Annotated in this window: 12 protein-coding genes; 9 read left to right on the forward strand and 3 right to left on the reverse strand. The window is 73.0% G+C overall.

Annotated features, from left to right (window positions below):
• Positions 1-174: 174 nt before the first annotated feature.
• A complete protein-coding gene (locus PZB77_RS00770) occupies positions 175-648 on the forward strand; it encodes a hypothetical protein (protein ID WP_275490551.1) in 474 nt (157 codons plus the stop codon).
• 46 nt (positions 649-694) lie between these two features.
• On the opposite strand, the gene PZB77_RS00775 is transcribed toward PZB77_RS00770, so the two are convergent.
• Positions 695-2,350, reverse strand: coding sequence for an MFS transporter (locus PZB77_RS00775; RefSeq protein ID WP_343299831.1), 1,656 nt, complete (start codon positions 2,348-2,350; stop codon positions 695-697).
• Between the two features lie 334 nt (positions 2,351-2,684).
• Here PZB77_RS00775 and PZB77_RS00780 point away from each other — a divergent pair, with 334 nt between their 5' ends.
• The 8 genes from PZB77_RS00780 (at position 2,685) to PZB77_RS00815 (ending at position 11,403) form a co-directional block, all read left to right on the forward strand.
• Positions 2,685-3,392 carry a cupin domain-containing protein gene (locus PZB77_RS00780; RefSeq protein WP_275490553.1) on the forward strand — a complete coding sequence of 236 codons (708 nt, stop codon included), beginning with the start codon at positions 2,685-2,687 and terminating at the stop codon, positions 3,390-3,392.
• Positions 3,389-4,447 carry a hypothetical protein gene (locus PZB77_RS00785; protein WP_275490554.1) on the forward strand — a complete coding sequence of 353 codons (1,059 nt, stop codon included), beginning with the start codon at positions 3,389-3,391 and terminating at the stop codon, positions 4,445-4,447. Before PZB77_RS00780 ends, PZB77_RS00785 begins: the two co-directional genes overlap by 4 nt.
• A complete protein-coding gene (locus tag PZB77_RS00790) occupies positions 4,444-5,607 on the forward strand; it encodes a hypothetical protein (protein ID WP_275490555.1) in 1,164 nt (387 codons plus the stop codon). The genes PZB77_RS00785 and PZB77_RS00790 overlap by 4 nt, the downstream gene beginning before the upstream one ends.
• Positions 5,604-6,521 carry a hypothetical protein gene (locus PZB77_RS00795; RefSeq protein WP_275490556.1) on the forward strand — a complete coding sequence of 306 codons (918 nt, stop codon included), beginning with the start codon at positions 5,604-5,606 and terminating at the stop codon, positions 6,519-6,521. The genes PZB77_RS00790 and PZB77_RS00795 overlap by 4 nt, the downstream gene beginning before the upstream one ends.
• 12 nt (positions 6,522-6,533) lie before the next feature.
• On the forward strand, positions 6,534-7,064 hold the full coding sequence (locus PZB77_RS00800) for a hypothetical protein (protein ID WP_275490557.1): 531 nt from the start codon (positions 6,534-6,536) through the stop codon (positions 7,062-7,064).
• Positions 7,065-7,132: 68 nt separating this feature from the next.
• Positions 7,133-8,908, forward strand: a complete 1,776-nt coding sequence (locus tag PZB77_RS00805; RefSeq protein ID WP_275490558.1) for an asparagine synthetase B family protein — start codon at positions 7,133-7,135, stop codon at positions 8,906-8,908.
• A 58-nt stretch (positions 8,909-8,966) separates the two neighbouring features.
• Positions 8,967-10,316, forward strand: coding sequence for an aldehyde dehydrogenase family protein (locus PZB77_RS00810; RefSeq protein ID WP_275490559.1), 1,350 nt, complete (start codon positions 8,967-8,969; stop codon positions 10,314-10,316).
• Positions 10,317-10,422: 106 nt separating this feature from the next.
• A complete protein-coding gene (locus tag PZB77_RS00815; protein ID WP_275490560.1) occupies positions 10,423-11,403 on the forward strand; it encodes an acetylxylan esterase in 981 nt (326 codons plus the stop codon).
• A gap of 61 nt (positions 11,404-11,464) precedes the next feature.
• Here the strand turns inward: PZB77_RS00815 and PZB77_RS00820 are convergent, their stop codons facing one another.
• Both PZB77_RS00820 and PZB77_RS00825 read right to left on the reverse strand, forming a co-directional pair.
• A complete protein-coding gene (locus tag PZB77_RS00820) occupies positions 11,465-12,724 on the reverse strand; it encodes an arginine deiminase (RefSeq protein WP_275490561.1) in 1,260 nt (419 codons plus the stop codon).
• A 48-nt stretch (positions 12,725-12,772) separates the two neighbouring features.
• The gene (locus tag PZB77_RS00825) at positions 12,773-14,233 is read right to left on the reverse strand and encodes a basic amino acid/polyamine antiporter (RefSeq protein WP_275490562.1); all 1,461 of its coding nucleotides are present in this window, start codon (positions 14,231-14,233) and stop codon (positions 12,773-12,775) included.
• Between the last annotated feature and the right edge of the window lie 345 nt (positions 14,234-14,578).

Below are 14,578 nucleotides of genomic sequence, written 5' to 3' on the forward strand. Positions count from 1 at the left end.
CTCGGGAGGTCAGGGCCGAAGCGAGGAGCACCGGAATTCCGGCGCGGGACGTGTCGACCCGTTCCGTCCGTCCGTGCGCGTCGTTCCACCGGTCACGGCCCGGAGGCGGCCCCGCACGGCGCCCTCTCCGTATCGCCCTGGCGGGGATCACGCCCCCTCCCTACCGTGTACCGGATGGAATGGATGACACTGGTGGCCACGCTGCTCGGTGCGGTGATCGCCATGGGTTCGACCCTGCTGATCGAGGCGCGCAAGGACCGGCGCGAGACCACCGGGGAGTGGCGGCGCGGCAGGCGTGAGCTGTACGGGGCGTATCTCGGCACGCTCTCGCAGGTGCGGGGCGAGCTCGCGCTCCTGATTCTGGACAGGGCGCCGTCCGACGGGGAACGCCTGGTGCTCGCCCGTCAGATCTTCGCCAGGTGCTACGAACTCCGTTATCAGCTGGAGGTGTTCGCGCCGCGCGCCGTCGTCGAGCCCGCCCTGCGCTACTTCCGCTGCGTGCGTACGCTGCGCGACGAGGCGGGCGGCGGGGTGGTGGACGGTGACGCTCGCTGCGAGCGTGCCTTCGTCGACGTCATGGACGCCCTGGCCGGGGTACGGGACGCCATGCGGCTGGACATGGGGACGGACTCCCTCGCCGGCCTGTGACCGCTCGCTCTCCCCGTGCCGGCGGGCTCCGTTTCCGACGGCGTTCTCAACGGCGGGGCGGCCGCCCGTCGTCCGGCTCGGGGCCGCCCCCCGGACACGCCGGGCGGTCGGCGGCGGTGTCGGACGTGCCCTCCCGCAGGGCGGTGCCGTCCCGAAGAGCCGTGCCGTCCACGGGTGCCGGCGATCTCGTCGCCCTCGGGGCCCCGGCCGGGTCCTCGTCCTCGTCCACGGCGGGGGCCGCACCGCCCTGGAGCCGTTCCCGGTCGGAGGCGCGGACCTGGACGACGAAGAGGGCGATCAGCGCGGCGAGTACGGCGAGCACGGCCGCGACGACGAAGGCGGCGGACACACCGGAGGCGAGCACCTCGTTCCCCCAGGGCGGGGGGAGTTCGCCGGTCCTGCGGAACTCCGCCTGCTGAGCGGGGGTGGCCTGGCGCATGAAGGCGGGGATCTGGTCGGTGGCCTCGTTGCGGCTGGCGGTGCCGAAGACGGTCACCAGGATGGAGAGGCCGAGCGATCCGCCGACCTGCTGGGTGGCGTTGAGGATGCCCGACGCCGCTCCGGCGTCCTTGGGGCGGACACCGGACACCGCCATCAGGGTCAACGACACGAATTGCAGCCCCATGCCGAAACCGAAGACGAGTACCGGGCCGAGCAGGCTGCCCAGGTACGTGCTGTCGGCGTCGGTCCGGGTCAGCCAACCGAGCCCTCCTGCCGCCAGGACGGCGCCCGCCACCATGAACGGCTTCGGCCCCCACCGGGGCAGCAGTTGGGAGGCGAACCCGGCTCCGACCGCGATGATGGCGCTCACCGGGAGGAACGCGAGCCCGGCGCGCAGCGGGCTGAAGCTCAGGACGTTCTGCACGAACAGGGTCAGGAAGAAGAACATGCCGAACATCGCGGCGGACAGCGAGAGCATGATGCCGTAGACCCCGGCGCGGTTGCGGTCACGGAACATCCACAATGGGGTGATCGGCTGTTTCGACCGCTGTTCGACCGCGATGAACGCCGCGAGCAGCACCACGGCCGCGGCGAACGCCCCGAGGCTCACCGGATCGCTCCAGCCGTCCTCCGAAGCCCTGATGAACCCGTAGACCAGCGCCACCATGCCGAGGGTGGAGGTGAGTGCGCCGAGGACGTCGAAGTGGCCCGGGTGGCGTACCGACTCCGGGATGTAGCGGGGGGTGGCCAGCGCGATCAGGAGGCCGATGGGCACGTTGACGAAGAAGATCCATCGCCAGTCGAGCCACTCCACCAGCACGCCGCCGGCAAGGAGTCCGATCGCGCTGCCGCCGGCGGAGACGGCGGCGAAGACACCGAACGCCCTGTTACGCTCCGGCCCTTCACGGAAGGTCGTGGTGATCAGCGACAGCGCCGTGGGGGACGCGATGGCGCCGCCGACGCCCTGGAGCGCGCGGGCGGCGAGCAGTTGCCAGGATTCCTGCGACAGACCGCCGAGGAGGGAGGCGAAGACGAAGAGCAGGACGCCGAAGACGAAGACCCTCCGGCGTCCGAGGATGTCTCCCAGTCTCCCGCCGAGCAGGAGCAGGCCGCCGAAGGTCAGGGTGTAGGCGTTGATGACCCACGAGAGGTTCTCGGTGCTGAAGCCCAACGAGGTCTGGATGTGCGGAAGGGCGATGTTGACGATGGTGATGTCGAGCACCACCATCAACTGGCACGAGGTGATGACGAGGAGTGCCATGCCTTTGCCGCGGCCTTCGTTGCGGGGCCGGGGCGCGGCACGGTGTGCGACGTGCGCGTGGGAGTCCGTCATATCAGTACCCATGTCTGCCGACGGCGGTGCCCTCGGTCCATACGGGCAGGACGCGTTACCCGTTCGACGTTAGGCGTCCGGTCGGGGGACCGCCATTCGGCCGTCCGCGGTGCCCGGAGGTGCCGGCGACCACGCGTCGGGCCCTTCCGTTCACCGCTGCTTCACCGGGGAGATGCGCCCGCGTCTCCCGCGCGGGCTCCTCCGGCCCTACCATTCCCCCCGTGGAGCGCGCGCCGCGCCTCACGGGGCGGGGGGAGGCGCGATGGGCGCGAGCGGGGACATACCGGAGCGGGTGCGCGGGGTGCTCCCCCGCGGCGTGCGGCTCTACCACGTGCGGCCGGACGGCTCCGTCGTCGTCGCCGACCGTGACGACTGCCGGCCGCTGGGTCCCGACGGCGGAATGATCCCGTTCATCGACGACGGACAGTTCGCCCACTATCTGGTGGGGGACGCGGCGACCTCGCCGGAGCGGCCGTCCAACGCGACGGTGAAGCTCGGGAGGGTCGGTCCCCGCAGCGCGTTCACGCCCCACGCCCACGGCGGCGAGCACTACGTGCTGTCGCTCGGTCACGCGTCCTGCGGCCTCTACGACGCCGAACGCGGGAGGACCGCCGACATCCCGCTCGTGCCGGGGATGCTCATCCGCATCCCGGAGATGATGCCTCACTCCTTCGCCAACCGGGGCAGCCGGCCGCTGACCATCGTCGCGGCGAACACGGGGTACGGCATCGACCACGAGGACTACGCGATCACCGCTCCGGAGGCCGAGCGCCGGGCCCTCGGCAGTGCTCCCCCGACGGAGAGCGGTGTTCTCGCCACGGCGTCCACCACGGACTTCCGGGCCCTGGCGGTGGCCCTGCGGTCCGTCGAGGAACGCCAGCGGCTCCACGGCATCGCCCCGGCCACCGTCCGGGAACGGCTGGCCGAGCGGTTGCGCCGGATGGCGACGGCACTGGAGGGGCGCCCGTGATCTGTCCGCACTGCGAGCACAGTCTGCTGCGCAAGGAACGCACCGGAAACCGGTGCGGGTACTGCCGGCGCCTCTACGCGCTGGATCCGAAGACCAACCGCCTGAAGCTCAGTGACCTGCGGGTGCGGCGGGTCGTGGCCGCGCTGTCGGCCGGGGGGCGGGTGACGGTCGCCCCGGGGCAGTTGTGGTACGCCCTGTCGCGGCGTTCCCTCAGGACCAGCAGCCTCGGTGCGGAATGGATGCCGCTGCTCGCGGTGCTGGGCACTCTCCTCCTGCTGGTCGGTGCCCTCGTGCCCTTCGTGCCCGCGCTCCTCACCGGCGCAGCCCTCCTGCTGCTCGCGGTGACCGTGCTGCTCGCGCGCGCCGCGGGGCTCGGCCGGGGCGTCCCGACGATGGACCGCGCCGCTTTCCGCTCCGAAGTCCTCGCCCCGTGGATCCGGGTGTACGGCGAACTGCCGCCCGGCATGGTGGACGAGCCCGCCCGGGAGGCACCCGCTCCCGGCCCGCCCTCCTCGGCGACGCGCCCGACGGGCGTCCTGCTCTGCCCCGATCCGTCGGTCACCGCGTTCCTGCGGGCCGAGGGGGTGCCCGAGCAGTACGGGCTCGCGCTCGCCGGGAGCGTCAACGCGGCGGTGGCCCTGGCGCCGGACGGGCCGGTGATCGTGCTGCACGACGCCGACGCGCACGGCGCCCTGCTCGTCCTCCGCGCCCGCGAGGCGTTTCCGGGGTCCCGGGTGGTCGATGCCGGACTCCCGGTGCACCGGGTGTACGGCCTCGCCCACGCGGTACCGGTACGCGACCGGTGGCGCAGGCCCGACGCAACCGCCCGGCGGGAGCTGGCGGCGGTCGGCGGCCTCAGCGACGCGCAGTTGCGGTGGCTGGGGCGCGGCTGGGGGTTCCCGCTGGTCGGGCTCCCCCCGGCCCGCCTTCTGGAGGTCGTGGCGCGGTGCGCGGGGCGGGTGACCGGGAGGCCCGATCCGGCTCACGCCGGGGCGGTGGGGCTCGGCTTCCTGACCTGGCCCTCCGCCGGTACGGCCCCGGGGGGCGAGGGGTGATCTGTCCCGGCTGTGAGGCATCCCTGAAGCGCGCCGACCGGGTCGGCGGCACCTGCGTGCACTGCGGGCGGCGCTTCGCCCTGGATCCCTGGACCGACGGGCCGGGAATGCACGACGTGCGGATACGGCGGTGCGTCGAGCGGGCCACCGACGACGGCCGCCTGCGGATCACGCTGACCCAGCTCTGGTACGCGTCGCGCGCCGCCAACCCGGTCACCGAGGCGGCTCCCGCGCGGGGTGTGCGGGCGTGGAAGCGCTGGACGGCAGCGCTACCGCTCTCTGCCGCGCTGGTGGCAGCCGCCCTGTCGGCCGACGGTGCTCCCGGCGTGGTCGCCGCGGTGCTCGCTCCGGTGGTGCTGATCCTCGCGGCGGCTCTGCGCCACCGTCCCGCGAGGCGTGCGTCCGCGAGAGTCCAGCCCGCCCGCGACACCTTCGCCGGGCTGCTGCGGGGCGCGTGGACCACGGTCTACGGCGGACTGCCCCGCGGTGTGGTGGACGAGGCCCGCAAGGCCGGCCGGAAAGCCGCGGGCCGGAGCCCTGCGGCGGCGGGGACCGGGCCGCCCCGGGTGGCGATCGTCTGCGACCCCGTCATCGCGCGCTTCCTCACCGAGAACCGGATCCCGGATCTGCCGCACACCCTCCTGGTGACGGGAACCGGTGCGCGCAAGGGTGGTTCCGGCGGACTCGCCAAGGTACGGGAGGCGCTGGATCTGCTGGCCGGGCACGCGGAGGGCCTGCCCGTCGTGGTGCTGCACGACGCGGACGCCGAAGGCGCGCTGCTGGCACCGGCACTCCGTGCGGCCCTCCCCGGGCGGACCGTCGTCGACGCGGGCCTCCGCCCCGGCGCCGCCGCACGCAACCGGCGCGCCGTCCGCCTCCTCTCGTCCCGTCCCGGGTACGACGCGGAGGTGCTGCGCACGGTGGGCGGTGTGCCGGACCCGGAGGCCGCCCTGCTGGCCGAGGGCTGGTGGTGGCCGCTGGCGGCCGTACCGCCGCCGCTCCTCGCCAAGGCCGTGGCCGGCGCGGTCGAGCACGCCGTGGCGTCGCCCACGCCGGTGGCCGCGGGCGGAGCGACGCTCGCGCAGGGGTTCCTCACCTGGCCCGACCCGACCGGCCGCACCCCCCAGAAGCACGACCGGCACGACAGGAGCACCTCATGACGTCGCGACGCCCTCCCGTCACCGGGACACGCGCCCTGTCCGCCCCGACCGGCGCCCGCGTACTCGCCCGTGCCAAGGAGTACGCGCTGCGGGCCGCGATCGGCGCTGCGGCCGCCCGCGCGGCGGAACCGGGCGGACTGCGTTTCACCGAACGGCAGTTGTACTTCCAGACCTGCCGGGTGCTCGATCCTTCGCCGACGGTGCTGAGCCGTGTTCCGCGCACCGTGCGGCCGTACCTGCGGCTGTCCTCCTTCTCCCGGGCCCTGGACGCCATGGGCCGGGACACGGTCGAAGGGCTGCTGCCGCCCGCGCCGGCGGGGGCACCCGCCCCGGAGCGGGAGAGCGAGCCCGACCTCCACGCCTACGGACTCCCCCGTCTCCTCGTCTGCCAGGACCGCTCGATCGCCCGGATGCTGCTCGCCAACCACGTCCATCTGGAGGCGGCCTGCCCGGTTCTCGCGGGCGAGGACGCGCTGCTGCTCGACGCGCGGCTGACCGCCGCGTTGGAACGGGCGGGTGAGGCGACGGTGTACGTCCTGCACGACGCCGGCCCCCTGGGCATCGCGCTCCCTGGCCGGGTGCGGGCCGCTCTCGGGGCGCTGCCCGGGGTGCGGGTCTCCTCCCTCGGGCTGGTCCCGCGCCACGCGCGGGCCATGCGGCTGCCGGCCGGACGCGGCCCGGTGCGGCCGGCGGAACTCGCCGGGCTGCCCGCCACCCTCCGGCCGCAGGAAACTGCCTGGTTGGCGCGCGGCCGGTTCGCCGAGGTCGCCGCCGTCCCTCCGGACCGGCTGGTCCGCGGGGTGCTGCGCCTCACCCGCGGGCCGCGGGTCCCGCGTGCCTCGGTGTGGACCGGGCTGCGGGACCTGCGGACCACCGGCTTTCTGACCTGGCCCGATCCGACCGGACGACACTGAGGACCGCAGACCATGATCAGGCCCGTAGAGACCGGTTACAGCGACGAGCTGCTGGCCGACGGCAGTGTGCACCGCACGTACGAGGGGGGCCGGGAGGAGTGGCGGCAGCGTGATCCCTCGCGCCCGGGGGTGGTGCGCTGGTACGACAACGCGTCGGCGTCGGGGACGGACGAACTCCTGGGCGACCGCATCGTCAAACGCGTCTGCGACGGCACCGTCACCTACGGCCGGGACATCGGCTACGGGCGGACGGTCTGGGGGCGCGGCGAGACCCTCATGGTCAACCGCACCTCCTTCGGCGGCCGGATGGGGCTGCTGCTCGCGGGGGTCGGCGTCACGGCTCTGGCCGTCACGGAGGCGCAGCTGCCGCCGCTGCACCTGAGCCCGGAAGAGGAGGAGGAGCTGCGCCGGCAGGCACAGGAGCAGCCCTCCGGCGGGGGCGGCGACGGAGCCGGCGACTCGGGGAGCTCCGGGGGCGACGACTGGGACGGTGACTGGGGCGGCGGGGACGACGGGGACTGGAGCGACGACGACTTCGGCTGACCGGCCGGAGCGGTGCGTGGAGGAGATCCGGAGAACCCGGCGAGGAACAGAGCGGAAAGGAGCCGTCGATGGCGCGCTTCTGCGTGTGTGTGGCACCCACCACCGACCGGGCCCGTGCCCAGGTCCTGGCGATGGGGGCGATCGGCGGGGCGGGGCCCGGGGCCATCGTCCGGCGTGCCGACCTGGCACTGCTGCGCGGCGAGCCGGGCCCGGCCGAGGGCCCGTTCACCGCGTGCGGCCTCACCGCCGCCGGTGAGGTCACCCTGCACAACAGGCCGGTCCTGCTGAACGCCCTGGCCGCGGCGTGCGATCCGGCCCCGGTCCGCTGCACGGACGGCGAACTGCTGCTGCGCATGTGGGCGGTGCTCGGGGCCGAGGGGGTGGCGCTCGCCGAGGGGATGTTCGTCCTGGCCGTGCTCGACGGCACGGACCTGGTGCTGATCCGCGACCACCTCGGTGCCCGTACCGTGTTCTACGCCCGGGCGCAGGGGGCGTGGGCCGCCTCCACCTCCCTGCGGGCACTGCGCCGTTGGCCGGCTCTCGGCACGTCGGTGAACCTCGCGGCGGTCCGCTCGTTCCTGACGTTCGCGTACCTGCCCGGCGAGGAGACGCTGCTGACGGGTGTACGGGAGGTGCTGCCCGGGCGCGTGCTGCGACTGTCGCCGGACGGCTCGGTCTCGGAGACCGTCCACTGGGAGCCCACCGAGCGGCTCGACACCTCCGGGGCCGAGGGTCGCCAGGACCGCGTCCTGGCGCTCCGGTCCCTGCTGGAGGACGCGGTGGCCTGCCGGCTGCCGGAGGCGCGGCCCGTGGCGGTGCTGTTGTCGGGGGGCGTCGACAGCTCGCTGGTGACGGCGCTCGCGGCGAAGCTGCACAGCCGTCCGGTCCGCACCTACTCGATCAGCTTCGGTGACGAACTCCCCAACGAGCTGGGGTATTCGGGCATGGTCGCCGCGCACTGCGGGACCGATCACCGGGTGCTGAACGTCTCCGGTACGACGGTCGCGGCGCGGCTCGCCGAGGCGGCGGCGCTGCTCGACAGTCCGGTGGGCGATCCGCTGACGGTGCCCAATCTGCTGCTGGCGGAGGCGGTGGCCGACGAGGGGGCCACGGTGGTGCTCAACGGGGAGGGCGGCGACCCCGTCTTCGGCGGGCCGAAGAACCTCCCCATGCTGGTGCAGGAGATGCAGCGGGAGGCGGGGGCGCCGTGGGACGAGGACCGGGCGACCGCGTACCTGCGGTCGTACCGCAAGTGCTGGACGGACCTTCCGGTGCTGCTGACCCCGCGGGCGCTGGACGCTCTGCGGGACGCGCCGCTCCCCCAGCGTTTCGTGGAGCCCTACCTGCTGGCGGGCCCGCGGAGTCCGTACCGGATGGAGGGCCTGCTCAACCAGTTGCTGCACTGCAACGTGCGGACCAAGGGCTCGCACCACATCCTCACCAAGGTGGAACGGCTGACCTCGTCCCAGGGCATCGAGGGCCGCGCCCCCCTGTTCGACCGCAGGGTCGTCGACCACGCCTTCGCCGTTCCCGCCGGGGACAAGCTCCGGGGCACGGTGGAGAAGTGGATTCTCAAGGAGGCCGTACGCGACCTCCTCCCCGGCACCGTCGTCGACCGCCCCAAAAGCGGGATGCGGGTGCCGGTGCAGCAGTGGCTGACCGGTCCGCTGCGGGACCTCGGCAACGACCTGCTGCTGGGGCCCGAGGCCCGTCGGCGCGGCCTGTTCCGCCAGGACACGATCCGTACGTGGATGAAGGGCGAGGGCACGCTGCTGCCGCGCCAGGGCGGAAAGCTCTGGCTCGTCCTGACGCTGGAGCTGTGGCTCCGCTCCTACGGCCTCTGACGGCGTCCGGACACCGCGCACCGTACGGAACTCCCCCGAACCCGTGAGGAATCAACGGATGAAGAGCACGCTCATCGACCCCCGTACCGGCGCGGCGCGCGGCACGGCGCCCGTCTCACGGGAGCCGGAGGTGACGGGGGCGGTGTCGGCCGCCGGGGCGGCGCTGCCGGCCTGGAGCGCCCTCACCCCCCGGGCGCGGGCCGACCGCCTGGGCAGGCTGGCCGCGTCGATCGAGACGCGTGCGGCGGAGTACTCGGCGTGCGAACGGGCCGGTACCGGCAAGCCCGAGTCGGAGACTACGGGCGAGATCGCGCAGGTGGCGGACCTCTTCCGGTTCTACGCGACGGCCGTGCGGAGCCGGACCGTCCCGGCCTCGGGCGGGCTGGTCGAGGGACACGAGAGCTGGGTGCGGTGGGAGCCGATCGGGGTGGTCGGGGTGGTCGTCCCGTGGAACTACCCGCTCCTGATGGCGGCGTGGCGGTGCGCACCGGCGCTGGCCGCCGGAAACACCGTCGTGGTCAAGCCGGCCGAGACCACTCCGGACTCCCTGCTGCTGCTCGCCGCGCACGCGGAGACGGCGCTGGGGGAAGGGGTGCTCCAGGTGGTGCCGGGCGACCGGACGACCGGACGGCTGCTGGTGGAGTCCGCAGTGGACATGGTCGCGTTCACGGGCAGCCCGGCGGCGGGCCGGGACGTCGCGGCACGGGCGGGCACCCGCCGGGTCAGCCTCGAACTGGGCGGCAACGCGCCGGCGATCGTCCTCCCCGACGCGCCGCCGCGGACGTGCGCGGCCCTCGCGGAAGCGGCGACGTACAACGCGGGGCAGAGCTGTGCGGCTCCCGCGCGCGTGATCACACTGGCGGAGAACTACGAGAGCGTGGTCGCGCTGCTCGGTGCGGCGATGTCGGAGCGTGTGGCGGGCCGCGACTTCGGACCGCTGAACAACGCGGACCAGGCGGCCCGCTACGACCGGATCGTCGCCGCGTCGGAGGCGGGACGGGTGACGGCAGGCACCGTCGGTGCGGTGGCGGGCGAGGAGAAAGGGTACTGGCGCCCGGCCCGGGTGCTGGCCGATCTGCCGCCCGCCGACCCGGCGGTCACCGAGGAGGTGTTCGGTCCCCTGCTCACCGTCGAGTGCGTGGCCACCGCCGAGGAGGCGCTGGCCCTCGCCAACAGCGTCCCCCAGGCCCTGGCGTCCAGTGTGTGGACGAGCGACCTGGAGAGCGGGCTCGGCCTGGCGTCCCGGCTCGACGCGGGTGAGGCCTGGGTCAACTGCCATCTGGTGCAGACCGCCGAACTCCCGCACGGCGGGAGGGGTTCCTCGGGTCACGGTACGGATCTGAGCCTGCTCGCCCTCGACGAGTACCAGCGTCCCAAGACGGTCACCGTGCGCCTGCGGAGCTCGTAGCCGCAGCCGTCGGTGCTCGGTTTCGCAGGCGCCGGAAGGGCTTCTGTCGGCCGGGTGGCTCCACGTACCGTGTGATCATTCATCCGTGCGACGAAGGCGGCTCCGCATGCCCCTGTTCGACCTGCCCCTCGAAGAGCTCCGTACCTACCGCAGCACGTCGGTGGAGCCCGCCGACTTCGACGCGTTCTGGTCGTCGACACTCGACGAGGCCCGTGAGCACCCGCTCGACGCCCGCTTCGAGCGGCTCGACGGCACGGGGTTGAAGACCGTGGAGGTCTTCGACGTGACCTTCGCCGGTTTCGGCGGTCACCCGGTCAAGGGGTGGCTCGTCCTTCCGGCGGGAACGACCGAACCGATTCCGGCGGTGGTGGAGTTCGTCGGGTACGGCGGCGGCCGGGGTCTGCCGCACACCCATCTCCTCCATGCCTCCGCCGGCTTCGCGCACTTCGTGATGGACACACGGGGCCAGGGCAGCGGCTGGGCGGGGGGCGACACGGCCGACCCGGTCGGCAGCGCACCCTCCTTCCCCGGGGTCATGACCCGCGGCGTCGAGGACCCGTACACCTACTACTACCGGCGGCTCTACACCGACGCGGTCCGGGCCGTGGAGGCCGCCCGCTCGCACCCGCTCGTCGACGCCTCGCGCACCGCGGCCGCCGGAATCAGCCAGGGGGGCGGCATCACGCTCGCCGTCGCCGGTCTGGTGCCGGACCTCGTGGCGGTGGCGCCGGACGTCCCGTTCCTGTGCGACTTCCCGCGCGCTCTCACGGTGACCGACCGCGACCCGTACCGCGAGCTGGGCAACTACCTGAAGACGCACCGCGGCCGCACCGAACGGGTCAAGGCCACGCTCGCCTACTTCGACGGGGTGCACTTCGCCGCGCGGGCCGGCGCTCCGGCGCTCTTCTCGACGGCGCTGGAGGATCTGACCTGCCCGCCGTCCACGGTGTTCGCCGCGTTCAACGCGTACGCCCATGAAGACAAGTCGATAGAGGTGTACGACTTCAACGACCACGAGGGCGGCGGTCCCTACCAGGAGGCGGCGCAGCTCGCCTGGCTGCCCGGCAGGCTGACCGCCTCGGTCTGACCGGCCGCAGGCCCCCGCCGCACGAGGCACGAGGGGGCGGGGCCGGTGCGGGGCCGGCGGTTCAGAACGGGACGGGGTCGCGGACGAGCGGGCAGGTCATGCAGTGGCCACCGCCTCGCCCGCGCCCCAACTCCGCGCCGACGATGGTGACGACCTCCACGCCGGCCTTGCGCAGCAGGGTGTTGGTCTGGGTGTTGCGGTCGTAGGTGAAGACGACGCCGGGTTCGAGCGCAACGGCGTTGTTGCCGCTGTCCCACTGCTGGCGCTCCGACGCGTACACGTCTCCGCCGGTCTCGATGGTCCGCAGCGCGGGGAGGCCGAGCCCCGCTGCCACGACGTCGACGAAGGGGGTGGACCCCTCGTCCGTGATCTCGACGCCGGGGGCCTTGTCGCTGGGGCGGAGGGAGAAGGTGTGGACCGCGTCCATGATCTTCGGGTAGAGCGTCACGATGTCGCGGTCGGCGAAGGTGAAGACGGTGTCCAGGTGCATCGCGGAGCGCAGTCGGGGCATGCCGGCCACGATGACGCGTTCGGCCGCCCCGTTCTCGAAGAGGGCGGCGGCGACCTGGGTGATGGCCTGGCGCGAGGTCCGCTCGCTCATCCCCATCAGGACGACGCCGTTGCCGACGGGCATGATGTCGCCGCCTTCGAAGGTGGCCTGTCCCCAGTCCTGCTCCGGGTCGCCCCACCACACCCTCGCGCCGCGGTACTCCGGGTGGAAGGCGTAGATGGCGGCCATCAGGAGCGTCTCGCCGTGCCGGGCGGGCCAGTACAGGGGGTTGAGGGTGACTCCACCGTAGAGCCAGCAGGTGGTGTCACGGGTGTACAGGGTGTTGGGCAGCGGCGGCATGAGGTACTCGCGTGCGGCGGTCGACTCGCGGGCCAGCGCGAGGTAGCCGGAGCGGAACTCGTCGGGGAGGTCGGTGGTGGCGAGGCCGCCGATCAGGTACTCGGCGAGCCGGCGGGGCTCCAGCGACTCCAGGTAGCCGCGGGTGTTGTCGATGAGGCCGAGGCCGACCTCGTTCGCGGTGATCTTCCGGTCCAGCAGCCAGTCCCGGGCCTCCGGGATCGCCATGGTTCCGGCGAGCAGTTCGTGCAGCTCGACGACCTCGACGTCCGCCTGCCGCATCTTGTTGACGAAGTCGGCGTGGTCGCGTTGGGCGTTCTCCACCCACATCACGTCGTCGAAGAGCAGGTCGTCCGCGTTGGTGGGGGTGAGCCGCCGGTGGGCCGTCCCGGGGGCGCAGACCAGGACCTTGCGCAACTTGCCGACCTCGGAGTGGACGCCGAGGGCGGGCCCCTGGGCGGTCGTGTCAGTCATGGGGGGTGCCTTTCGCGGTTCACCGGCGGGCGGCCGGGGTCGAAGGGGTCAGAGTTCGATCCAGCCGGCGGCCAGGGCGATCACACCCGTGACGGCTCCCGCGACCGACACGGCGCAGATGACCGCTTCGGCCGGTGAGAAGAGGCGGCGGTTCTGCTCGCGCCGGGCCTTGACGAAGAGGATGGTGGCCGGGGCGTAGAGGATGAAGGAGACGAGGACGAACTTCAGCCCCGCCGCGTAGAGCAGGAACGCCGTGTAGAGGGTGGCGACGGCGGCGACCACGAGTTCGCCGCGGGTGGACCGGCCGACGGCGCCTTCGCCCTCCGGGTTCCGCGCGATCTTGACGGCGAACCCGGCGGCCAGCAGGAACGGGATCAGGCTGAGCGCACTGGTCAGATCGAGGGCGAAGTTGAAGGCGTCGTCGGAGAACGCGGTGATGACGAGGACCACCTGGCTCAGCGACGTGGTCATGAGCAACGCGGGCACCGGCACGTCGGCGGCGGTGGACCGCCCCAGGAAGCGCGGCATGTCCTCGTCCTTGGCCGCGACGAAGAGCACCTCGGCGGCCATCAGGGTCCAGGCGAGGTAGGCGCCGAGGACCGAGACGATGAGTCCCACGCTGACGAAGACCTTGCCCCAGGTGCCGACCGCCGCCTCCAGGACCCCCGCCATCGAGGGCTGGCGCAGTTCGGCGATCTCGGCCATCGGCAGAATGCCGTACGAGACGATGGTGACGGACGCGAAGACCGCGAAGACGCTGAGGAAGCCGAGGACGGTGGCCCGGCCGACGTCCTGGCGGCGTTTGGCGTGGCGGGAGTAGACGCTGGCGCCCTCGACGCCGAGGAAGACGAAGACGGTGGCGAGCATGGTCCCGCGCACCTGGTTGAAGAGCGAACCCGCGTAGTCGGCTCCGGCGAAGTTGTCCGCGAACACGGAGGGGTCGAGACAGAAGAGGGCGAGGATCACGAAGACGAGGATCGGGACGATCTTCGCCACGGTCACGATCCGGTTGATCGCCGCAGCCTCCTTCACCCCGCGCCGGATGAGGAGAAAGAAGGCCCACAGCCCCACCGACGACAGCACGATGGCGAGCGCCGTGTCGCCGTCACCGAGCGCCGGGGCGACGGCCCCGATGGTGGACATGATGAGGACCCAGTAGGTCACGTTGCCGACGCAGGCGCTGGCCCAGTAGCCGAAGGCCGAGAAGAAACCCAGGTATTCGCCGAAGCCGGCTTTCGCGTAGGCGTACACACCCGCGTCGAGGTCGGGTCTGCGGACCGCGAGTTTCTGGAAGACGAACGCGAGCATCAGCATGCCGACGCCCGCGACCGCCCAGGAGATCAGAGCGCCGGCGACACCCGTCTCCACCGCGAAGCGCCCGGGCAGCGAGAAGACGCCGGCTCCGACCATCGAGCCGACGACCATGGCCGTCAGCGTGATCAGCGTCAGTTTGGCCGCGGGCGGCGACGCCGGGGTGGAGGTGTCGGAACCGGCCTCGGCTCTGCTCATGCGTCCCCTCCGCGACGTGCCCCGTCCGGCCCGCGCGGTCGCCCGCACTCCGGTCGATCCGGCACCGGTCGATATGACACCCGTTCACTGCGACGGGAATCTAGTGCCGATCGCGGAGTTTGTCTTGTTTTGTGCGCGTGGATGAACCCATGGCTGTTCCGGGCCGCGAGGTCGGCCTCCCACGGGACGACGGAGTTCGGTGGGGCCGCATCGTCGCCGCCCGCCGCCACCGCTCGGGCGTCTCACCGTCGTCGGAGACCGGGCGTCGGAGACCGGGCCGGCGTCCGGGCGTCGGGATCGGGGCACCGGGATCGGGGCACCGGGATCGGGGCACCGGGATCGGGG

Origin of the sequence: Streptomyces sp. AM 2-1-1 (assembly GCF_029167645.1) — a bacterium.
Taxonomy (GTDB): domain Bacteria; phylum Actinomycetota; class Actinomycetes; order Streptomycetales; family Streptomycetaceae; genus Streptomyces.